General features: G+C 66.1%; 22 protein-coding genes and 1 tRNA gene. 7 read left to right on the plus strand and 16 right to left on the minus strand.

The window, feature by feature from the left end; all coding sequences use genetic code 11:
• Positions 1 to 137: 137 nt before the first annotated feature.
• The 4 genes from AB0O89_RS00275 to AB0O89_RS00290 all read left to right on the plus strand — a co-directional run bounded on the left by AB0O89_RS00275 (position 138) and on the right by AB0O89_RS00290 (position 2,813).
• Complete coding sequence (locus AB0O89_RS00275) at positions 138 to 635, plus strand: NfeD family protein (protein ID WP_292710476.1); 498 nt, start codon at positions 138 to 140, stop codon at positions 633 to 635.
• Positions 628 to 1,557 (plus strand): SPFH domain-containing protein, encoded by a 930-nt coding sequence (locus AB0O89_RS00280; RefSeq protein WP_363493202.1) that lies wholly within the window; start codon positions 628 to 630, stop codon positions 1,555 to 1,557. The genes AB0O89_RS00275 and AB0O89_RS00280 overlap by 8 nt, the downstream gene beginning before the upstream one ends.
• The gene (locus AB0O89_RS00285) at positions 1,554 to 2,336 is read left to right on the plus strand and encodes a glycerophosphodiester phosphodiesterase family protein (RefSeq protein ID WP_363493204.1); all 783 of its coding nucleotides are present in this window, start codon (positions 1,554 to 1,556) and stop codon (positions 2,334 to 2,336) included. Before AB0O89_RS00280 ends, AB0O89_RS00285 begins: the two co-directional genes overlap by 4 nt.
• Positions 2,337 to 2,429: 93 nt before the next feature.
• Entirely contained in the window at positions 2,430 to 2,813 is a 384-nt protein-coding gene (locus tag AB0O89_RS00290; protein WP_292710486.1) for an RNA polymerase-binding protein RbpA, read from the plus strand.
• Between the two features lie 72 nt (positions 2,814 to 2,885).
• Here the strand turns inward: AB0O89_RS00290 and lnt are convergent, their stop codons facing one another.
• The 9 genes from lnt to AB0O89_RS00335 form a co-directional block, all read right to left on the minus strand.
• A complete protein-coding gene (gene lnt / locus AB0O89_RS00295; protein ID WP_363493207.1) occupies positions 2,886 to 4,436 on the minus strand; it encodes an apolipoprotein N-acyltransferase in 1,551 nt (516 codons plus the stop codon).
• A gap of 50 nt (positions 4,437 to 4,486) precedes the next feature.
• Positions 4,487 to 6,976: a DEAD/DEAH box helicase gene (locus tag AB0O89_RS00300; protein ID WP_363493209.1), complete on the minus strand. Its 2,490-nt coding sequence runs from the start codon at positions 6,974 to 6,976 to the stop codon at positions 4,487 to 4,489.
• Entirely contained in the window at positions 6,973 to 7,734 is a 762-nt protein-coding gene (tatC, locus tag AB0O89_RS00305; protein ID WP_292710603.1) for a twin-arginine translocase subunit TatC, read from the minus strand. Before tatC ends, AB0O89_RS00300 begins: the two co-directional genes overlap by 4 nt.
• Positions 7,735 to 7,803: 69 nt before the next feature.
• Positions 7,804 to 8,073, minus strand: a complete 270-nt coding sequence (tatA, locus tag AB0O89_RS00310; RefSeq protein WP_292710496.1) for a Sec-independent protein translocase subunit TatA — start codon at positions 8,071 to 8,073, stop codon at positions 7,804 to 7,806.
• A gap of 100 nt (positions 8,074 to 8,173) precedes the next feature.
• On the minus strand, positions 8,174 to 9,136 hold the full coding sequence (locus tag AB0O89_RS00315; RefSeq protein WP_363493211.1) for a WYL domain-containing protein: 963 nt from the start codon (positions 9,134 to 9,136) through the stop codon (positions 8,174 to 8,176).
• 11 nt (positions 9,137 to 9,147) lie between these two features.
• The gene (locus tag AB0O89_RS00320; RefSeq protein WP_363493213.1) at positions 9,148 to 10,146 is read right to left on the minus strand and encodes a WYL domain-containing protein; all 999 of its coding nucleotides are present in this window, start codon (positions 10,144 to 10,146) and stop codon (positions 9,148 to 9,150) included.
• A gap of 57 nt (positions 10,147 to 10,203) precedes the next feature.
• A complete protein-coding gene (locus AB0O89_RS00325; protein ID WP_341579073.1) occupies positions 10,204 to 11,166 on the minus strand; it encodes an FKBP-type peptidyl-prolyl cis-trans isomerase in 963 nt (320 codons plus the stop codon).
• A gap of 4 nt (positions 11,167 to 11,170) precedes the next feature.
• On the minus strand, positions 11,171 to 12,208 hold the full coding sequence (locus AB0O89_RS00330) for a tRNA (adenine-N1)-methyltransferase (RefSeq protein ID WP_341579074.1): 1,038 nt from the start codon (positions 12,206 to 12,208) through the stop codon (positions 11,171 to 11,173).
• The gene (locus AB0O89_RS00335) at positions 12,205 to 12,888 is read right to left on the minus strand and encodes an HAD family phosphatase (protein WP_341579075.1); all 684 of its coding nucleotides are present in this window, start codon (positions 12,886 to 12,888) and stop codon (positions 12,205 to 12,207) included. Before AB0O89_RS00335 ends, AB0O89_RS00330 begins: the two co-directional genes overlap by 4 nt.
• A 125-nt stretch (positions 12,889 to 13,013) precedes the next feature.
• Between AB0O89_RS00335 and AB0O89_RS00340 the strand changes: the two genes are divergently transcribed.
• Entirely contained in the window at positions 13,014 to 13,880 is an 867-nt protein-coding gene (locus AB0O89_RS00340) for a PAC2 family protein (protein ID WP_341579076.1), read from the plus strand.
• Positions 13,881 to 13,904: 24 nt separating this feature from the next.
• Here AB0O89_RS00340 and AB0O89_RS00345 read toward each other — a convergent pair whose 3' ends face one another.
• Together AB0O89_RS00345 and AB0O89_RS00350 are read right to left on the minus strand one after the other, a co-directional pair.
• A complete protein-coding gene (locus tag AB0O89_RS00345; protein WP_363493217.1) occupies positions 13,905 to 14,729 on the minus strand; it encodes an undecaprenyl-diphosphate phosphatase in 825 nt (274 codons plus the stop codon).
• 14 nt (positions 14,730 to 14,743) lie between these two features.
• The gene (locus AB0O89_RS00350; protein WP_363493219.1) at positions 14,744 to 16,051 is read right to left on the minus strand and encodes a M20/M25/M40 family metallo-hydrolase; all 1,308 of its coding nucleotides are present in this window, start codon (positions 16,049 to 16,051) and stop codon (positions 14,744 to 14,746) included.
• 113 nt (positions 16,052 to 16,164) lie between these two features.
• Here AB0O89_RS00350 and AB0O89_RS00355 point away from each other — a divergent pair.
• Positions 16,165 to 16,249: transfer RNA gene (locus tag AB0O89_RS00355), tRNA-Leu, on the plus strand.
• Between the two features lie 48 nt (positions 16,250 to 16,297).
• Here AB0O89_RS00355 and AB0O89_RS00360 read toward each other — a convergent pair.
• From AB0O89_RS00360 to AB0O89_RS00375, 4 genes are all read right to left on the minus strand, one after another.
• On the minus strand, positions 16,298 to 16,429 hold the full coding sequence (locus AB0O89_RS00360) for a hypothetical protein (protein ID WP_363493221.1): 132 nt from the start codon (positions 16,427 to 16,429) through the stop codon (positions 16,298 to 16,300).
• Complete coding sequence (locus AB0O89_RS00365; RefSeq protein ID WP_300591410.1) at positions 16,426 to 17,088, minus strand: DsbA family oxidoreductase; 663 nt, start codon at positions 17,086 to 17,088, stop codon at positions 16,426 to 16,428. The genes AB0O89_RS00360 and AB0O89_RS00365 overlap by 4 nt, the downstream gene beginning before the upstream one ends.
• A 68-nt stretch (positions 17,089 to 17,156) precedes the next feature.
• Entirely contained in the window at positions 17,157 to 18,239 is a 1,083-nt protein-coding gene (locus AB0O89_RS00370) for a VIT1/CCC1 family protein (protein WP_300591411.1), read from the minus strand.
• 97 nt (positions 18,240 to 18,336) lie between these two features.
• Positions 18,337 to 20,184, minus strand: coding sequence for a DEAD/DEAH box helicase (locus AB0O89_RS00375; RefSeq protein ID WP_363493224.1), 1,848 nt, complete (start codon positions 20,182 to 20,184; stop codon positions 18,337 to 18,339).
• Positions 20,185 to 20,255: 71 nt separating this feature from the next.
• Between AB0O89_RS00375 and AB0O89_RS00380 the strand changes: the two genes are divergently transcribed.
• Entirely contained in the window at positions 20,256 to 21,104 is an 849-nt protein-coding gene (locus AB0O89_RS00380; protein ID WP_363493226.1) for an SGNH/GDSL hydrolase family protein, read from the plus strand.
• On the opposite strand, the gene AB0O89_RS00385 is transcribed toward AB0O89_RS00380, so the two are convergent.
• Entirely contained in the window at positions 21,079 to 21,891 is an 813-nt protein-coding gene (locus AB0O89_RS00385; protein WP_363493228.1) for an RNA methyltransferase, read from the minus strand. The genes AB0O89_RS00380 and AB0O89_RS00385 overlap by 26 nt on opposite strands.
• Positions 21,892 to 21,924 lie beyond the last annotated feature (33 nt).

The following is a 21,924-nucleotide window of genomic DNA, read 5'->3' on the forward strand; positions in this document are numbered from 1 at the left end:
TCGCTCACAATTGCTCCTGTTGCAGGTCGGCGCTTCAGCCGCGGGGCAGCACCGGAATGGCGCGCGTACCGACCCTACCAACCGGTCCGCGCCGGGCCCTGCGTTGATAGGGTCGGACCAAGAGGAAGGAGATTCGGATGTTGCCCGATCTCACGCAGTATCTGTGGATCCTCTGGCTCGCTCTGGCAGTCCTGTTTGTGATCATCGAGCTCCTCACCCTCGAGTTCACGTTTCTGATGCTCGCTGCCGGAACACTGATCGGCGGCCTCGGGACGAACCTGTTGGGCGGCCCGTGGTGGCTTCAGATCGGGCTCGCCGCAATCGCCTCAGCACTTCTTCTGTTCACGATTCGCCCCCTCCTGCTGCGCGCGCTCCATCGAAGTTCGCCGGTCGTCCTCACGAACGTCGATGCGCTCGTTGGGATGCCGGCCCGTGTGACCCGCGCGTTCACGCAGGGGGCAGGTGAGGTGAAGCTCGACAACGGCGAGACATGGACGGCACGACTGAGCGCCGGTCTGACGGATGCTGAGGCGAACGTCGGACAGCCGGTCAGCGTCATCGCGGTACGGGGCGCCGCCGTCGAAGTGGCTCCGCAGCCCCGGCCATCGACAGAAAGGACCATGGAACATGATTGACATCGGCGCGTTCGCGGGTCAGATCTTCGTCATCGTCCTGCTGCTGGTCATTGCGATCTTCGTGGTCGTGGTGATCTTCCGATCGATTCGGATCATTCCGCAGGCCACAGCCGGCGTCGTGGAGCGCCTCGGCCGGTACCACAAGACCCTCTCCCCCGGCTTGAACCTTCTCGTGCCGTTCATCGACCGGGTGCGGCCGCTGATCGACATGCGCGAGCAGGTCGTTTCTTTCCCCCCGCAGCCGGTCATCACCGAGGACAACCTCGTTGTCTCGATCGACACGGTCGTGTACTTCCAGGTGACGGATGCCCGCGCGGCCACCTACGAGATCGCGAACTACCTCGGCGCGGTGGAGCAGCTCACGACCACGACGCTGCGAAACGTCGTCGGTGGCCTGAATCTCGAGGAGGCACTGACCAGCCGCGATGAGATCAACACGAAGCTGCGGGTCGTGCTGGATGAAGCGACGGGTAAGTGGGGCATCCGTGTCTCGCGTGTGGAGTTGAAGGCGATCGATCCCCCGGTATCCATCCAGGACTCGATGGAAAAGCAGATGCGCGCCGAGCGTGACCGTCGTGCGGCGATCCTCACCGCAGAGGGCACGAAGCAGTCCGCCATCCTGCAGGCAGAGGGCGCACGCCAGGCCGAGATCCTGCGGGCCGAAGGCGAAAAGCAGGGCCAGATCCTGCGGGCACAGGGCGAAGCTGAGGCCATCGCTACAGTCTTCAACGCCATCCACGAGGGCAATCCGGACGACAAGCTCCTCGCGTACCAGTACCTGCAGACTCTTCCGAAGATCAGCGACAGCGCGTCCAGCAAACTCTGGATCATCCCGAGCGAGTTCACGGAGGCACTGAAGGGTGTATCCAGTGCGTTCGGACCGCGAGATGCCGCGAAGCCTGCACCTGACGAGCAGGCGTGACGCACCCCTACTTCGTCGATGCCCCGTATCCGCGCGTCCTTGCGCACCGGGGGTTGACGGTTGACGACGCGATAGCGGAGAACTCCTACGCGTCGGTCGCCGCGGCGCAGCGAGCGGGCGCGACCTACGTGGAGTCCGACTGTCATCTCACCCGCGACGGCGAGGTCGTGCTGTTCCATGATGCGGATCTTCGTCGGGTCACCGGCGATCCTCGACGCATCGTCGACGTCGATCTCGCGGAATTGACCGCCTTGATGGCAGATCGCGGTGGCCTGATCACGTTACGCACTGCGCTCGAGGACTTCCCGACCGTGAGGTTCAACCTCGACGTGAAGGCGCCCGGCGCCGCTGACGCCGTGGGTGCCCTGGTCGCCGGCCACGGTGAGCGCGTCCTCCTGACGAGCTTTGCGGATGCCCGCCGACGAGCGGCCCTGGCATCGGCCGCTCGTCACGCACCGTCCGGCGCGGTCGCGCCTGCAGCATCGGCGGGACGCGAGACGATTGCCCGCGTCGTCTGGGGTCTCGTCGCGCGGTCGCCGCGGCTCGTCACATCTTCACTGGCGGGAGTCGACGCACTGCAAGTCCCGGAACGGCAGGGGCCGGTGCGGGTGGTGACGCCGCGATTGATTGAGGCCGCTCACGCGCACGGGGTCGAGGTGCATGTCTGGACCGTGAACGATCCCGCAGACATGCTGCGGCTTGTCGATATGGGAGTCGATGGCATCGTCACGGACCGTGTAGACGTTGCGCTCGAGACTCTCGGACAGCGCCGCCGCTGAAGATCGGCTGAGAATGCTCTCATCTGCGGGTCGGCATGGATGATCTGCCCAGGTGAGCGCGTTATACCTGTACAGCGACGAGAGGACCACACAATGGCAGACCGAAGCCTCCGCGGCATGAGACTCGGCGCCTCCAGCCTACAGAGCGAGGACGGCGTCGTATTTCATGAGCGAGCACAATTCACCTACTCCTGCACGTCTTGTGGGCGTGACACCACCATGACCTTCGCGGCAGATGCCGAGGTCCCTGAGACCTGGGAATGCCGCACCTGTGGCGCCGAGGCTTTGCTCCGCGTCGATGGTGAGACTGTCACCGTTGACCACGGCGACGTCAAAGCCCCCCGCTCGCACTGGGACATGCTTCTGGAGCGTCGTACGATTCCCGAGCTCGAGGAGCTCCTTGAAGAGCGCCTCGCTTTCGTCCGCTCGCGCCGCGGCGCCGGCGACGACGTCACGGTCGACAAGCTGAGCGCCTGACAGACGCCCACCGCAGCCTCCACCGATGCGGTGCGTGAAACGGGACCGATCCGATCACGGGTCGGTCCCGTTTCATGTCCGGCGGCGGCTCGCGACGATGCCGCTGGCAACCAGGCCGACGATGCTGAGGATTGCGATTGCGATGCCCAGCGAGCCGCCGATCACGATGCTCGGCGTCAGACCGGTTCGCAGCGGAACGTCGGTGAGCATCGCACCAGCCTCATCGGCGGGCAGTGAATCGATCGTCGCACCGTCGGGGCCGATGACCTGGCTTGTCCCGACGGTGGAGATGTTCACCACGGAACGACCGGTCTCGATCGCGCGCGTGCGTGCGAAGGCGAGCTGCTGCAGGTTCTCATCGGTGTTGCGGAAGTCGGCGTTGTTGGTCTGGAACATGTAGACCTCCGCACCGTCGCGCGCGCCGTCGTGGATGACGTCGTCGTAGATGACGTCGAAGCAGATCGCGAGCCCCACCCCGGTGCCGTCGATGTCGACGAAGGGAGGGTTAGATCCCGGGGTGTACTCACGCCCGATGAGCCCGATCAGGTCGGGCACGATCATCTCGTAGAACCACCTGTCGGGCACGTACTCGCCGAACGGAACCGGGTGGGTCTTGTCGTGATACTGCACGGCGCCCTCCCCTGCTTCCCACAGGATCGAGGTGTTGTAGGTCAGGTCGCCGCGCGTCGTCGCGGCGTTGACAAGAAGCGGAGCATCCACCGCCTCCGATAGTCCGTCCAGAACCGCGGCGGTGGTCGCGTTGGTCATCGGGTCCGAATCGATCCCACCTTCGGGCCACAGCAGCACATCCATGTCCTGACCGATCAGGTCGGTGGATGCTGACAGCTGCGCGTTCAGAATGTCGTTGCGTTGACGGGCATCGAAGTAGCCGGACGGGCCGTTTCCCTGCACGCTCCCCACGGTCATCGTGCCCGCCGGGGTGGTGGGGAACTGCGGCGTGATGAGCAAGACGACCCCGAGGCCCGCGACCGGCAGCGCAGTGCGCACATCCGACCACTGGCGCAGACGCAGCCACTCGATGATCCCGGCGGTGAAGGCGACCATCAGGAACGACAGGCCCGTCACCCCGATCCACGAGGTCAGGTGTGAGAGAGGGCTCTCGGATTGGCTCATCCCGATCCGCGCCCACGGGAAGCCGGTGTAGGGCCAAGACCCGGTGACAAGTTCCCGCAGTACCCACAGACCCGCGATCAGCAGCGGCGTGAGGACGAGCTGAGCCCACCGGCCAGGGACGGCTCTCGGCATCCATCGGTAGGCCAACGCGATGAGCACCGACCCCAGAGCGACGTAGATCGTGGCAACGACCGCCAGGGCGAACCACGGGATCACGCCCAGGTAGCGGTTTAGCCACACGATGTGGACGAGATAGAACGTGATCCCGAAGATGAACCCGACAAGCAAGGCGCCCCAGGCGCTGCGCCCGATGAGTGTCACCAGAGACAGTCCGACCCCGACGAAGGCGAGCGGCCACCAGCCCACCGACGGGTATGCCAGGTCCAGAATGAGCCCGGCGGCAACTGCCACCAGCACCGCGGCCCACAACGGCAGCATCGGACGCACGGCGATGGCACGACTCTGTGTGGCGCTCGAGGCTTCGGGCATAAGGTCCAGCCTAGATTCCGACGGCTATGGTGCGGCTGAAGGTTCGGCGATCACACCGACGAGTACGCCACGATTCCGCGCCGAACGCCATCGAGCGCGCGGCGCGCGACCGCGGCGAGACCGGGCTCGGCCACCAACGACATCTGGTCGAGAAGGTCGATCGTCTGCTTGGCCCACCGCACGAAATCGCCGGCAGCGAGGTCAGCCTCGCGAAGCACACGATCGAGCGGCATCCCCTTGGCCCACGAATGCATGGCAAGCGCGAGTCCTGCAGCAGGCGGCTCCGACCCGGGAAGGCGTGAGTCGCGCTCGAGGTCGTCGAGGCGTTGCCAGAGGTCCAGGGTCTGCGCTAGAGCCTCGCGGAACGCGCCGCGGGGAAGCGCTCGCTCCCCCGGCTCGTCACGGCGCGGTTCGTAGACCAGCGCGCACGCCAGCGCAGCCAATGACGGCGCATCCAGCGAGCTCCAGAGACCAAGGCGCAGTGACTCGGCCACGAGCAGATCCCGCTCGCCGTAGATCCGCCGCATCGTCCGACCAGCGGCCGTGAGCCTGGCCGCACCCTCTGCATCCACGCGCACGTAATCAAGGGACGCCAGAACGTCGACGATACGGTCGAAGACCCGGGCGACAGTTCCCGTGCGCGCATCGATCTGGCCACGAAGGCGCTCGACCGTGCGGTTCAGCTTCCAGTACCGCTCTGCCCAGCGGGCGTGATGCTCACGGTCCGGGCACTGGTGGCACGGATGCCGCTGCATGCGCCGGCGCAGCTCACTGATCTCGCGCTGACGCTTGTCGCGCGTCTGGCGGGAGGCATTGGCGTCCTTGCGATTGAGCTTTTCGAGATCACTCAACTCGCGACGGATGCCCGAATACTCGGCGAAGTCGCCCTTGTCGCAGCTCATCGCCTTGGCGTAGCCCGCGAGCGACTCCTCAGCATCCTTCACCTGCCGGGCCAGGCCCACCACAGCGCGGTCGGCCTGGAACTGCGCGAACGAGGACTCGAGAATCTCTCTCGCGCGGGCCCTGCCGAACTGGTCGATGAGGTTGACTGCCATGTTGTACGTCGGCCGGAAACTGGAGTTCAGTGGATACGTACGGCGGGACGCCAATGCTGCCACTGCCTGCGGGTCAAGTCCCTCGGTCCACTGGACGACGGCGTGGCCCTCGACGTCGATCCCCCGGCGTCCGGCGCGGCCCGTGAGCTGCGTGTACTCCCCCGACGTGATCGCGACCCGCGCTTCGCCGTTGAACTTCTCGAGCTTTTCGAGCACAACCGTTCGCGCCGGCATGTTGATCCCCAGGGCGAGGGTCTCGGTCGCGAAGACGACCTTCACGAGCTTGCGCTGGAAGAGCTCTTCGACGACCTCTTTGAACGCCGGAAGAAGACCCGCATGATGTGCAGCGACACCCCGCTCCAGGTTTTCACGCCACTCCCAGAATCCGAGCACGGCGAGGTCTTCCTCGAGCAGCGTCCGAGTGCGTTCCTCGACGATCGCCCGGATCTCCGCCCGCTCTTCGGGGGTTGTGAAGCGTGCTCCGGAGCGACGCACCTGCTGCACAGCAGCGTCGCATCCGGCGCGGCTGAAGATGAAGAAGATCGCGGGAAGCAGATTGGATCGCGCGAGCAGTTCGATCACGTCGGGGCGATCGAGCCGTTCGATCCGTTGTGCGTTCGCGGACCGCACGGGACGGTGACCGCCCTTGTGCGGCCGGCGATGCTGGCCGTCGCGCCCGCGGCTTCCCGACATGGCGGCGCTGCGACTGGCCTGCACGCGGCGGTTGCTCTCGTAGGTCGGACCCTTGAACGAACGGATACGCATGAGTTCTTGGTTCACCTGCGCCGTCGCGACGCCGGCACGGTCGTCGAACAGTGGCAGGAGGTCCCCGCGCACCAGAACGTGTTGCTCGAGCGGGACGGGTCGGGTCTCCGACACGATGACGTCAGTGTCTCCGCGCACGGTGTCGAGCCAGTCACCGAATTCCTCAGCGTTCGACACCGTTGCCGAGAGCGAGACCAGACGAACCGCGGGCGGCAGATGGATGATGACCTCTTCCCACACGGCACCGCGGAACCTGTCGGCGAGGTAGTGGACTTCGTCCATGACGACATAGCGCAGGTCGCGCAGCGCCGGCGAGCCCGCGTAGAGCATGTTGCGCAACACCTCGGTCGTCATGACGACGACGCGGGCATTTCCATTGATGTTGGTATCGCCCGTCAGAAGCCCCACATCGTCGGGACCATAGACATCCACGAGCTCACGGAACTTCTGGTTGGAGAGCGCCTTCATCGGCGTCGTGTAGAACGCCTTGTCGGCGGGCTCCCGCATCGCCAGATGAATCGCGAACTCGCCGACAATGGTCTTTCCCGCGCCCGTGGGGGCGGCGACGAGCACGCTTCGACCCGACTCGAGCGCGTGGCATCCGGCGATCTGGAACGGATCGAGATCGAACCGCTGATCGTCGGCGAACGCCGCCGTGACCGGATACACGCGGGCCGCCTCGGCCCGCGCAAATCGCTCCGCTGGGCTCGGAACGCTCACCCCGCAGCCTCAGGCGGCAGCAGGGAGGCTTGGCGCTTGGATTTGCGTCTGTCGAACAACATCGAGACGCCGGCAGCCGCGAAGAAGAGCACGATCAGGATCCCCGCGAGCATCACCATCGACACGGCATCAGCGGCGGGCGTCGCGACCGCGGCGAACAGTGTTGCGACGAGTACCGCGACCCGCCAGCCCTTGAGAATGCCGCGACCCGACATGACCCCCGCGACGTTCAGGGCGACGAGGAAGACGGGCAGGACGAAAGAGACCCCGACAACGAGGAGGAACTTGAACACGAAGTCGTAGTAATACGTCGCGTCGTAGAACAACGACGTTCCTGTGGGCGCGAACGTCGCCATGATCTCCACGACGTGCGGGAGCACCAGCCACCCCACGACGGTCCCGGCGAAGAACAGCGGCACGGCTGCACCGACAAAACCAGCCGTGTAGCCGACTTCTTTCCGGGTGAGTCCCGGCATGATGAAAGCCCAGATCTGCCAGAGCCAGATCGGCGCCGAGATCAGGATGCCGATCGCGAAAGCGATCCGGATGCGAAGGTCGAACGGTCCCGTAACCGTCGTGAACATGACCTCGACATTGAGATCCTCCCCCCGCGAAGCCGCGACATCAACGATGGGGACCGTGATCAGCCGAATGATCGGATCGGTGATGATGAACGCCACGACCATGCCGACGACCAGAGCGAGGGCAGAAATCATGAGCCGCTTGCGCAACTCGATCAGATGCTGCCCGAGAGACATCCTCCGGTCACGGCGCGGCCGGTTGGGCTCTCCCACCTGCGGCAGGGAACTGGTCGCCACGCGGCAGGATCAGGCTGTGGAATCTCGGCCGCTGGATGACGCGGCCTGCGACGAGCCGGCAGAACCCGTCGAGGACGGGTCAGCGGCCTCGGATGCTGCGACGTCGGGCTTCGCGGCATCCTTGGAGTCGTCGTCCTTCATGGCCTTCATCTCGCCCTTGAAGACACGGGCTGACTGACCGAGGCTCTTTGCCAGCGCGGGCAGCTTCGCCGCGCCGAACAGCAACAGGATCACCGCGAGAATGATCAGCAGGTGCGGCCACCCGAATGCGTTCCCCATGGGGTCTCCTCACGATTGCGGTGTGTGCAGTCTACCCCGGCGCCGCTCGCGGGTGCCGGAACCTGGCCTGAGAACCGTCGACGTCGTTCGTTTGGTCTGCCTATGTCTGCTCGGGGTATTGGGCAAGACCCGCCTCGGCCCACTCCCGCGCGGCCTCGCGGGCGCCGATCGGCGCGAGAATCCGCACGTCTCCCCCGCGACGTGCTGCCAACCGCCGAAGGCTCACCTCGTCGGCTACGCGCATCCGGGCGGTGCTGACACCCGAGGTCGTCGTGACGGTCGCTCGATCGAGATAGTCACCAAGAAGAGGCGCAACGGATGCCGGGAACTCCAACGTCACGATCACCTCGTCGCCCGCATTCGCACCGGCTGCATCGAACCAGTCCGGCGCCGGTTCCTGCCCATGTGCGATCGGGATGTCGGTCAGCGCGAGATCGCTCACCCTGTCGAGGTGGAAGGTCCGCATCGCCTCGCGCAGATGACACCATCCCTGGAGGTACCACTGCCCCTGAGCGATCAGGACCTTCACCGGGTCGACAGTCCTGGTTGTCGGAGGACGTTCGGGGGTCTTGTAGGTGAAGCTCACCGCGACGCGCCGCCCCAGAGCATCCGTCACCAGCCGCCTGACGGCATCCACCGGCTCTGAGGCCACGACCACGGCCGCGGGGGTCCGAGAGGCGCCGCGCCCGAGCTTGGACAGCAACCCGGCGTACAACTGCGAGTCGCCGACGCCGGGGATCGTGGCGGCAAGCTGGAGACCCGCGAGCAGAGCCGCAGCCTCCCGCGCCGTGAGGCGAGGCGCGCGCTCGAGGCCCACCGAGTTCGTGATGACAATGAGGTCGCGTTCCTCGAGGAGGTCCCAGTCGATGTCGAACAGCTCGTTTGCCATCTGCCAGTAGCCGGAGTCACCCGGCAGGCCGATGACGGTGAGCCCTCGCACCATGGCGCGCATCTGGTCGGCCGTGACGTCGAACTCGTCTGCGGCCTCGGCGACAGAAACTTCTCCCTTGGAGATCAGGTACGGAACGAGCTGCAACAGCAACGCCGCACGGTCGGTCGCCACAGATGCCCCGCTCACAGGACTGCTCCGGTGTGCGCGTCGCGAACGGCTCGAAGCCGGCTAATGACCTCAGACCTGACCTCATCCGGTTCGACGACGCGGACTTCCGGTCCATACGACGCCAACTCGTCAGCGAAAACGTGAAGATCCACGTACGGCACCCAGTAGCCCTGGGCCGCAGGTTCGGCTCGACGCGACAAACGTAGCCAGGCTTCGGTGCCCGGGTCGATCTCTAGGAGGGCCCGCTGTCGCGCCGCGAGTTCTCGTAGACCCGCAAGGGCTCGCTCCCCCGCACCCTCACGCAACGCTGGATCTCCGACAGTGCGAGTGATCACCACATCGTCGATGATCCGCGTGAGTAGGAAGGTGCGCGGCGCGTCGAGGTCGAGATCCAGGCCGTACACGTGCCACCGAGCCTCGAACTCGACGAGCGCGAGCGGCTGAAGTCGACGCACACGCGGCGCGGCGCTTCCCGGCCGCATGTAGCGGAAGCTCACGATCCGCGAGTCCTCGATCGCGCGCTGCAGGGGGGCAAACGACGGCTCGCGCAGGCTGATCCGCGGCGAGTACCCGAGGATCGGGTCCTCCAGCGGGATGCCGAGCGCACGGATCTTGCGTAGCCCGCTGCGAGCGTCGGCCGACAGAGAGCTTTCGCTCCACACGCCCCCCGCGAGATTCAGCAGCGCTAGTTCGGCGGGGGTGAACTCGATGTCGGCGGGCAGCTCATACTCTGCGGTGGGGACGCGGTACCGCGCCTCCCGGAGATCGTCAGGATCGGCGCGATCGCCGATCGTCTCGATCGGCACACCGAGACCGCGGAGGCTCTCTTTGTCGCGCTCGAACATCTTCTCGAGCGCATCCTTTGAGGTACCGGCCTCGGACTGTTCGCGGTAGCCCGAGACAGACGACAGAATCGTCTCCTTCGTAAGCCCCTGCTCGGTCGCCATCAGGGCAACCACGAGGTTGACGAGCCGCTCCTCGGGCGGGATGCGCGCAGTTGACTTCGAGGACACGCCCCTCATCCTAGGTGCGCAGTGCGCGGCATCCCCCCTTGCCGGGGGTGATTTGGACTAGGACGCGGGTTCAGGATCGAGGCCGAGGATGTCGATCACGAAGACGAGCGTTGCTCCGCCGGGAATCGCTCCCTGCCCCGCATCGCCGTAGCCCTGATCGGGGGGCACGACGACGAGCACCTGCGAGCCGACAGTCTGACCCTCGAGAGCCGCAGCGAAGCCCGGCACCACGGCGGTCAGATCGAACGAGACCGGGTCGCCATCCCAGCTGGTGTCGAAGACCTCGCGTGTGTCCCACAGCAGGCCCGTGTAGTGGGCGCGCACCGGCCTGTCACCGGTCACGACCTCGCCATCGCCCTTCTTGATGGTCTGGATCGAGAGCTCGGTCGGTGCGGGGGCGTCGGGGATGATGACCCCGGGCCGCCCGTTCGGGGCGCGGACCACGGAGGGAAGACCGTTGCTGTCGGTGAACTGGTCAGCACCGTCCGCCTTTGGCAGGTAGACCTTCCGCACGTCCACAACCGCCACGGCAGAACTGCCCTCCTCGAGCCCGATCTGGGTCGCAGCTTCCGGGTTGATGGCATCGGATGGGAGCGCGATGACAACGCGGTCCCCCTCCTGTGCGCACTGCAGCGATTCCTCAAGGCCGGGTAGCGTGTCGATCCACCGCGACATCGAGAAGACGCTCGAGAGCGTCTCGTCGTAGGACGTGGCGACAGCGGGCTGACCGGTCTTCCCGTTCAGGACCACCATGTCGAGGACGACCATCTGGTTGGGCGTGGAGATTGGGGTGCCCTCGCCCTCGGTGAGGTCGGTCCACGCCAACTCATCCACTTGGAACGGCGTATACACCTCGACGTCGGGGGCCGCACCGAAGTCGCCGGTGACGCTGACGAGATCGGTCACGGCGGGATCGGTGTCGGTGACCCGCGCGCACCCGTCAGACGGGCTTGCCGAGCAGCCGACGAGCGCGGCAGCAGTCAGTCCGAGGGTCGCGAGGAAGGCGGGTGTCTTTCGCACCGGATCAGTCTAGGCGGTCGGGCTCTACCGTTTCGGCAGCCGCCGCAGGGGCCGCGCCGGCAGCAGCGTGGCGCGCACCGTCGGCCGCGCGCTGCGCCTCGCGAACTCGCTTCCGCAGGTTCTTGTCGGTGATCTGACGGTCCCCCACGGCGCCGGGAGTCCACAGCTCGACATCCTCATCGCCGTAGCTGCTCTTCGAGGCTCGCCGCTTCTGCTCGGGGGCGACAGCACCCGGCGCAAGGCGGCGCGCCCACAGCAGGAAGCCCGTGTGAGCGACCATTCGGTGGTCGGGGCGCACGGCGAGACCCTCAACATGCCAGCCGCGGACCATCGTCTCGTTCGCATCGGGTTCGGTGAACAGACCGGTGTTGCGGATGTACTCGGCGACGCGACTGAGCTGGGTCGCGGTAGCGACATAGCAAAGGACCACCCCTCCCGGGGTCAGGGCCTCGGCTACCGCGTCGATGCACTCCCATGGCGCGAGCATGTCGAGGATGACGCGGTCGACCGTTCCGGGCTCGACAGCTGTCGGAAGCTCGGTCGCGAGGTCGCCGACGCGCACCTCCCAGGATGCGGGGCGGTGACCGAGGAACGTCTCGACGTTGGCCTGGGCGACCTCGGCAAACTCCGGCCGTCGTTCGAACGAGACGAGACGGCCGGCGTCGCCGATCGCGCGCAGCAGCCAGAGGGAGAGTGCACCGGAGCCAACGCCGGCTTCCACGACGACAGCGCCTGGGAACACGTCAGCCTCGGAGAGGATCTGCGCTGCATCCTTCGGATACACGATCGCTGCCCCCCGCGGCATCGACATGACGAAATCACGCAGCAGCGGGCGAAGTGCCAGATACTCGTGACCCGCACTGTTGACCACGACCGATCCATCGGGGATGCCGATCAGGGTCGAGTGCGGCAGGACTCCATGATGCGTGTGGAGTTCCCCACCTTCGCGAAGCGTGATCGTGTGAAGCCGGTTCTTCGGGCCGGTGAGTTGGACGCGATCGCCAACGCGGAAGGGACCGGACAGACGGGGTGTCGTGCTCATGCGGCACCGACCTTTCGATGTGCCCGGTGAAGCTCACCGAGGTCGGAGGCACTCACGCCGTGAAGCGTGGGCCACACCGCGTGGGCACCCGCTCCCTCGAGCGAGACCATGGCTGGAACGCCCAGGACAACCGACCCTGCCGCTACAGCAGAGCGCAACCCGTTCGGCGAATCCTCAATGGCCAGTGTGTCGACGGGGTCTACGCCCAGCGACGCGCACGCCTGAAGATACGGATCCGGATACGGCTTCGGGCGAGTGACGTCATCCCCTGCAATCACGATGTCGAAGGCGTCGAAATCGATGAGCTCGGCGATATGGGTAGCCATCCGTCGCATCGACATCGTCACCAGGGCGGTCTTTACACCGGCATCCTTGAGGTCGGCAAGAAGTTCTCTCGCGCCCGGGCGGAACGGAACCCCGTCCCGAGAAATGCTGCGCATCACCTCAGTGGTGAGGTGATCGATGATGTCGTGGCTCGACATACGCACTCCCTCCCCCTGCAGGATGCGCGCGGAATCCTCGAGAGCGAGCCCGACCAGCGACAACGCCTTCTCGTGGGTCCAGGTGCCACCGTAGCTTTCGACAAGCGGCGTCTCCGCGGCGATCCAGTACGGTTCGGTGTCGACGAGCGTGCCGTCCATGTCCCAGAGAACAGCGGAGAGGGCGGATGGTGCAGTCACCGAACCATGCTACCGACGGCCCCACTGGCGATCACCCACGCCCAGGTCCCCACGACCTCGACGTTTCTCGCACTCGGCTGACGGCAGCGTCCTATTCTGGATGGATCGCCACCTGAGGAGGTCACGTGGAGGGACTGGGACGCAGGGTTCTCGTCGCCGCATTCGACGGCTGGAACGACGCAGGTGAGGCAGCGTCCTCCGCGGTAGCTCATCTGCGCGACTCCGGCGGCTACGAAACTGTCTACTCGGTCGACCCCGAACTGTACTTCGACTACCAGTACACGCGTCCGCAGATTCGTACGACGGCGGATGGCGCGCGGGAACTCACGTGGCCCGAGACGACCATCCTCAGGCCGACCCGGGCAACACGTGGAACGCAACTCTGGCTTCTCACGGGAGTCGAGCCTGCGCGAGCATGGCAGGCTTTCGCCTCCGAACTCGTCGATGTTGCCCTGCGCGAAGACATCACCGGCTTTGTATCGATGGGGTCGATGATGTCGGACGTTCCGCACACTCGCCCGATCTCCGTCTTCGCGGGTAGCGAGAGCGAGCCGGTGAGGGCAGCCTTCGGACTTGAGCGCAGCTCCTACGAAGGACCCGTCGGCATTCTGAGCGTGATCTCGCACGTTGCCACAGCCGCCGGCATCCCGTCAGCGCAATTGTGGGCGAGCGTGCCGCACTACGTCGCCGGGCACACTCCCTCACCTAAGGCGAGCCTGGCGCTGCTCGATCGGCTCGAAGACATCACCGGCGCGAAGGTCGATCGGGGAGATTTGCCGACGCAGGCACGCACGTGGGAAGCATCGATCGATGCGGCGGCAGCGGATGACGAAGAAATGACGGAGTACATCCACCAGCTCGAGCGCACGCGAGACACCTGGGACTCACCGGAGGCATCCGGAGACGCGATCGCGCAGGAGTTCGAGAAGTACCTGCGTCGCCGCGGCGATGGACCCGGTCGCGGTGGACGCGACGAGCCTCGCAAACCCTGACATCTTTCGGCTGGAGCCGTCGACTCAGTAGGGCTGGATGATGCCCATGCTCAGCAGCACGAGCAGGATCGCACCGAGAGCTACCCGGTAGACCACGAACGGCAGGAAGCTGCGCTTGGAGATCCAGCTCATGAAGAATGCGATAACACCGAGTGCGACGACGAACGCCACACCGGTGGCGGCGGCGGTCTCGATCGGGGTGAACGGCCCCTGCTCGTCCCAGCTCTTGGCCACCTGATAGAAGCCACTCCCGAAGACCGCGGGAATCGCCAGCAGGAACGCGTAGCGGGCGGCAGCCGCGCGCTCATAGCCGAGGAACAGCCCCGCCGTTATCGTGCCTCCCGAACGCGACACCCCGGGAATCAGCGCAAGAGCCTGCGCGAACCCGAAGATGATGCCATGCCCCAGGGTGAGCTGGTCGAGCTTTCGACGCTTCGCACCCACAAGGTCGGCGATGCCCAGCAGCACACCGAAGAAGATCAGCATCCCGGCGACCAGCCACAGCGATCGCAGGGTCGTCTCGATGTGATCCTGGAAAAGCAGACCCAGCACGACGATCGGCACCGACCCGATGATGATCAACCAGCCCATGCGGGCGTCCGGGTCGTTCCGCGGCACCTTGCGTACGAGAGCGAGTGACCATCGCGAGACAATCCGGACGATGTCGCGCCAGAAGAACACCACGACTGCCGCCTCGGTACCGATCTGGGTGATCGCGGTGAAGGCGGCACCGGGGTCCTGCGCACTCGGGAGGAATTCCCCGAGGATGCGCAGGTGAGCACTCGATGAGACCGGCAGGAACTCTGTAAGTCCCTGCACAAGGCCGAGGATGATTGCTTCCAGCAGCATGGATGCCTTCCGACTCAGTACGACAGCAGCAGGTCGGTCAACACGCGCTGACCGAAGACGAGCGAGTCGAGCGGGACCCGCTCGTCAACGCCGTGGAACATACCGGTGAAGTCGAGGTCAGCAGGCAACCGTAGCGGCGCGAATCCATAACCTCGGATGCCGAGAGCCGCCAGTGCCTTGTTGTCGGTGCCACCGCTCATCAAGTACGGGAGGACGGGGACACCCGGGTCATGTCGCCCGAGGGCCGCGACCATCGCATTGACGAGTTCGCCCTCGAAGGGAACTTCAAGGCCAATGTCCCGGTGGACGACCTCGATCTCGATGTCTGGCCCGACGATCTCCTGGATGGCACGAAGGGCGCCGTCTTCGCCGTCTGGAAGCGTGCGCACGTCAATCAGCGCTTCGGCGCGGTCGGGAATGACATTGTGCTTGTATCCGGCCGTGAGCGCCGTCGGGTTGGCCGTCGTGCGGATGGTTGAGCGCAGGAATCGCGAAGCCGGTCCGGCCGCCGCAGCGACCGCATCCGGGTCATCGGACGGCTGCCCGGTGAGCTCGGCGATCCGCTCGGTCAGGCGCTTCGTCGTTGCGGTCAGCTCCACCGGCCATGCCGTGCGCCCCAGCGCGGCGACAGCCTCAGCGAGGCGGGTGACAGCGTTGTCTTCGTGGAATGCGCTGCCGTGTGCCGCCCGGCCTCGGGCGACGAGGCGAATCCAGACCAGAGCCTTCTCCCCCACCTGAAGGAGGTAGGCGCGTCGTCCAGCGAGGTCGATCGAGTAGCCGCCGACCTCGCTGATGGCTTCGGTCGCGCCAGCGAACCATTCAGGGCGGTCACGGACAACGAGCGCCGAGCCTTCACCGCCCCCGTTCTCTTCGTCGGCGAAGAAGGTCACCACGAGGTCACGGGCGGGCCGGCGTCCGCTGCGCAGGATGTCGGCAACGGAGGTCAGGATCATGGCGTCCATGTCCTTCATGTCGACCGCACCGCGTCCCCACAGCATGCCGTCGCGAATCTCTCCTGCGAACGGATCGACCGACCAGTCCTCCGCTACCGCTGGCACGACGTCGAGATGGCCGTGCACCACAAGTGCGGGCTTGCCGCGGTCGACACCCGGGATTCGCACGCCGACGTTCGTTCGCCGTTCAATCGGCTCGTAGATCTCGGGCTTCAGATCGAGGTTGCGAAGATAGTCGGCCACATATTCCGCCGCTTCCCGTTCGCCTCGGGCATGTCCGCCACCCCAATTCGTGGTGTCGAAACGGATGAGGTCCCGGGCGACGACGACAACTTCGGGAAGCTCGGACTCGGTATGTGACACGGCCACAAACCTACCGCGCTCAGACGACGCGAATGTTTCGGGTCAGGCCCCTGAGCGATTATCGGCGGCGCCGTTGTCGTGATAATGTCGATCTTCGGTTGCAAGACCGAAACCACTCTGCGCGGGTGGCGGAATAGGTAGACGCGCTAGCTTGAGGTGCTAGTGCCCGTATAGGGCGTGGGGGTTCAAGTCCCCCCTCGCGCACAGACGAAAAGGGTCCCGAAAGGGGCCCTTTTCGTTTGTCTGGCTTCGCTAGCTCGTCGATGCGTCGTCGGCGACGGAACCGGGGATGATGCACGAGTCGCCTTCGCAGACGACACCGCCGCCGCCGAGCATTGTGAACGGCTGGGCGGCGGCCTGCGGTGTCGGGGAAGCGTCGGTCATGCGGGAGTCCGCTCCGATGCCACCTGCGCAAGCACCTGGGCGAAGGTCTCACTCTCCTGCGCTCCGGAGACACCGTACTTGCCGTCGAAGACGTAGAAGGGTACGCCCTGGATGCCGTACGCAGCGGCTTGCGCGACATCCGCCTTCACTGCGGCGGTGTACTGGCCCGACTCGAGCGCCCGGACGACGTCGTCATGGTCGAGCCCGACGGTTGCGGCGAGATCGGCGAGATCCTCGATCCGGCCGACATGCCCGCCGTCGACGAAGTAGGCCTTCAGCAGGGCTTCCTTCATCTCAGCCTGCACACCGCGCTCCTTCGCGTAGTGCAGCAGTTCATGGGCTTTGATCGTGTTCGTCTGGTGGATGTGGTCGTAGTCGTATGCGAGACCCTCACCCGCAGCGAGTGTCGTCACGCGCTCGACCATCTGAGCGGCCTGCTCGGGCGAGACGCCCTTCCGCTCGGAGAGGTACTGTACCGGTGAGCCGTCGTAGTCAACCGGAGTATCGGGGGCCAACTCGAAGGAGTGGTACTCGATCTCCACGGGAACTCCCGAGGCCAGCACACCCTTCTCGAAACGTCGCTTCCCGATGTAGCACCAGGGGCATTGCACGTCCGACCAGACGTCGACCTTGATCGGGGCAGCAGAAGACTCGCTCATGTCACATCGAACCGCGACATCGCGGGGACTATTCCCGTCGGCACCCATCGCAGGCCCAGGCGCCCGCATCAGCCGACCGACACGCCGAAGAGCAGTCCCAGAACGTACGTCACCGCTGCTGCTCCAAAGCCGATCGCGAGCTGCCGTAGCGCACGCTTCAACGGCGGACCACCGGACAGCAGCCCGACGGTCGCGCCCGTCGCCAGGAGCGCAACGCCGACGAGCGCCAGCGCCGTCACAACTGCCGCGAGTCCCGACAGTCCGAATATCCACGGCAGCACCGGAATGATCGCTCCCGAAGCGAAGAACAGGAAGCTCGAAATCGCTGCGCCCCACGCGCTTCCGACGACGTCATCCTCGCCCTCGCCGCCGATGCCACCGCGAGCAAGCGCACCGGGGCCCGCCGCTTGCGCGTCGCCGATAATTGCGCGCGCCGCCGCAAGAGCCTCGTCTTCCGGCATCCCTCGTGTTCGGAACACCAGCGCCAGCTCGTTCGCATCGAGATCGAGGAACGACAAGACGTCGTCCGCGTAATCGTTCGGCTGCGTCGCCGCCAGCAGCTCACGCTGGGATCGCACGGACACGAACTCACCGGCGCCCATCGACAGCGCACCGGCGAGCAGACCCGCGATACCGCTGAACAGCACGAACTGCGGGGCGACTCCGGTCGCACCGATTCCCATGACGAGGGCGAGGTTCGAGACCAGGCCGTCGTTCGCGCCGAAGACCGCGGCCCGGAACGTCCCCGACAGCCGCCGTCGTCCGCGGGCGGCAAGCCCACGCACGACCTCGTGGTGGATCTTCTCATCGGCAGCCATCTGCGAGGTCGCGTGCGGATCGCTGTCGTAGGGAGAACGGGCCTCGGCGTTCTGAGCGAGCGCGAGCACAAAGATCGATCCGAAGTGCCGCGCCATCCACGCGAGCGTTCGCGTCGACAGTCGTGGCCGGGGCAGCGTTTCCGGCTCACCGCCGAGCAACTGGAGCCAGTGGGACTCGTGCCGACGTTCGGCATCCGCGAGGGCTTCCAGGATCGCCCGCTCCTCGCCGGTGCGGCGGGCAGCCAGCTCACGGTATACGCGCGCTTCGGCGCGCTCGTCCACAAGGTACTGAGCCCACCTCCGCCGCTCGCCAGCCGTCGATTCGGCGTTCATCGGGCTCCTTCTGGGGTCCTCCCCAGGGTAGGAGACACGGCGAGGGCCGCCCGCTCGAATCCGAGGATTCGCAGCATTTTGGAGAACCGAATCCCGGCTACGACCTCACCCGGACGCGCAGCACATCAATACGCGCCTGAAGCTGCGCGACCGTCGCGTGCGAGACTGCCGGGCCCCCGCAGATACGGCGAAGCTCGGCATGGACATGGCCGTGCTGTTCGCCAGACTGCCTCGCGTACAGCCCCACGAGGCTGTTGAGCAGTTGCCGCTGTTCCTTCAGCGTGCGGTGCAGCGCAGGAGGCGGCGCGGGCGGCGCGTCATCCATCGCCCCCGCCTCACGCTCTCGCGCTTCGCGCGCCTGCCGGTGGCGGCTTTGCCGCGCCTGCCGCTGCATCAGCAGATCGTGTACGTGTTCGGGTTCGAGGAGCCCGGGAAGGCCGAGGAACTCCTCCTCTTCGGGCGTTCCCGGCGTGGCGAGCTGTCCGAACTCCTTACCGTCGAACAGCACACGGTCAAAGTGTGCGATGGCGCCGAGAGCCGCGTACTCGAACTCGTCGGTCAACGCGTCGGATGCGGCATCCTCGCGCTCCGCAGCCGCGAGCAGGTCGTCTTCAGCCGACCATTCGCCGTCCTCGTCCGAGGGGCGGTCGAGCGCGTGATCGCGCTGGCGTTCGAGCTCTCCGGCCAAGGCGAGCAGCGGCGGCACGTGCGGCAGGAAGATGCTGGCCGTCTCGCCGCGGCGCCGCGCCCGCACGAACCGGCCGATCGCCTGCGCGAAGAACAGCGGCGTCGACGCCGAGGTCGCGTACACCCCGACCGAGAGCCGCGGCACATCAACGCCCTCGGACACCATTCGCACGGCGACCATCCAGCGGCTCGTATCGGCGGCGAACGACTCGATGCGGGCGGATGCCTCGGGCTCATCAGAGAGCACGACCGTCGGCTCTTCGCCGGTCACCGTCTGCAGGATCTGTGCGTACGCCCGCGCGGCAGTCTGATCCGTGGCGATCACCAGGCCGCCGGCATCCGGAACGTGCTCTCGCACTTCGGTGAGCCGGCGATCGGCCGATCGCAACACTGCAGGAATCCACTCGCCGCCCGGATCGAGAGCTGTGCGCCAGGCCTGCGCCGTGATGTCTTTCGTGTTGTCTTGCCCGAGCTGCGCTTCCATCTCGTCGCCGGTGCGGGTTCGCCACCGCATGTGGCCGGCGTAGACGAGAAAGAGCACGGGACGCACGACCCCGTCTTCGAGGGCGCGCCGATACCCGTAGTCGTAATCGGTACGAGACACGCGGATGCCTTCAGCCGTGGGGTGGTACTCCACGAACGGGATGGGCGCCGTGTCACTGCGGAAGGGAGTGCCCGACAGCAGCAGGCGTCGTGTCGCGCGTCCGAAAGCCTCGCGGAGCGCGTCTCCCCAGCTGAGGGCATCACCGCCGTGGTGCACCTCATCGAGGATCACGAGCGTCCGTGCCGTCTCCGTGACCCCCTGGTGCACTGACGCCTTCGTGGCTACCTGCGCGTAGGTGACCGCGACCCCGTGGTAGTGGCGGGCGGGACGGGTGTGACGGTTCGTGAAATGGGGGTCCAGGCGCAGCGATACTCTCGCCGCGGCATCCGCCCACTGGGTCTTCAGGTGCTCCGTCGGCGCCACGACGACGACCCGGTCGATGATGCCGCGCCGCAGCAACTCGGTGGCCAGCCGCAGAGCGAACGTCGTCTTGCCTGCACCGGGAGTCGCCGCAGCCAGGAAGTCTCGAGGTCCACCGCCGGGGCCGTCGGGCCCGTCCATGTCGAAATACCGATCGAGTGCCTCTGCCTGCCACGCACGCAGACGACCGGCAGTTCCCCAGGGCGCGCGTTGCGGATAGGACGGCGACAGATGTTCGGCGGCGAAACTTCCCCGGGGGTGGTCGGATGCCGGGACCGGTGCTGTCTCGTGCACGCTCCCCCTCCCACACACATCGGTCGCACGTCGGACCGCCCGACTACGATAGACGACCAGGAGGACAGAGCATGGCCGCCACCGACGAACACCGCACTCCGTTCATCGCGAACAGCGAACCTCACCCCTGGCGACGGTTCGTCGCTCTTGGCGACTCGTTCACGGAGGGCATCGGCGACCCCGACCCCGCTCATCCCGGATCACACCTCGGCTGGGCCGATCGCGTCGCCGACGTGCTGGGGTCACAGTCCGCGGACTTCGCGTACGCGAATCTTGCCGTGCGCGGCAAGCTCATCGCACAGATCGTCGACGAGCAGGTCGAACCGGCCCTCGAGCTTTCTCCCGACCTCATCACGTTCTGCGCCGGCGGCAATGACGTCATCCGTCCCGGCACCGATCCTGACGAGATCTCCCAGCTGTTCGAGGATGCCGTCGTGCGCTTGAGCAGCACCGGCGCGACAGTCGTGATCTTCACGGGCATCGACACGAGTTTCACCCCGGTGTTCCGCGCGTTTCGCGGCAAGATCGCGATCTACAACGAGAACCTGCGCGCCATCGCCGACCGCTACGACTGCATCGTCGCCGACCAGTGGTCTCTCAAAGAGATTCAAGATCCGCGCTTCTTCGATGACGACAGACTCCATCTGAACGCGCTGGGTCACCACGAAGTGGCACGGATGGTCTTGCGCGCGTTGAACGTGTCGAACGATCTCGTGCCGATGCAGCCAGATCCCTTCCCTTCCCGCACGTGGCGCGAAGCGCGTGCCGGCGATCTGGTCTGGGCACGCACGCACCTCGTGCCGTGGGTCCTGCGGCGCCTGCGTCATCAGTCGTCCGGAGACAACCTGACAGCCAAACGTCCGCAGCCGCTTCCGGTAGCGACTACTGGTGCGATCACTCTGCCGCGTGAGGATGCCTGAGCGCCCACAGCGCGACGGCGCTGGCCGCGGCGACGTTCAGTGAGTCGACACCTCCCGCCATCGGGATGGTCACGACGGTGTCGGCAGCGGCGAGAGCTTTCGGTGTGAGCCCGTCACCCTCGGCGCCGAGCATGAGCGCCACGCGGGAGGCCGGCTCGAAGTCATCGAGCGAAACAGCGTCCTCGCGCAGCGCGAGTGCCGCGATCTGGAACCCTTCCTCGTGCAGGATGCTGCGCGTCTGGTCCCAGTCGGGCAGTCGCGTCCACGGCACTTGGAAGACGGTTCCCATGCTGACCCTGACGCTCCGCCGGTAGAGCGGGTCGGCACAGCGCGGCGAGACGAGCACCGCATCGGCGCTGAGGCCTGCGCAGGCACGAAAGATCGCACCGACGTTGGTGTGGTCGACGATGTCTTCGAGCACGACCACGAGTCTCGCTTCTCGGAGGACATCCCGAAGCGGCGGCATCTCTGGCCGGTGCATGGCCGCCAAGGCGCCACGGTGCACGGCGTAGCCCGTGAGGCGCTCAGCGAGGTCGGCCTCGACAACGTACACCGGCACGTTCGGGTGCTGTGCGAGCAACGGGACGAGATCATCGATCCACTTCTCCTGCACCAGGACCGAACGCGGCCGATGACCCGCGCCCAACGCGCGGCCGATCACCTTCGCAGACTCCGCGATGTACAGGCCTCCGGCAGGCTCGATGCGGCGGCGCAAGGCGACATCGGTGAGATCCCGGTAATCCTCAAGCCGCGGGTCCGTTGCATCTCGGACGTCGATGCGCTGCATCCCTCGATCCTCTCATTCATGCGGTGCAGGCCC

It is taken from the genome of Microbacterium sp. NPDC076895, assembly GCF_040687115.1.
Taxonomy (GTDB): Bacteria; Actinomycetota; Actinomycetes; order Actinomycetales; family Microbacteriaceae; genus Microbacterium.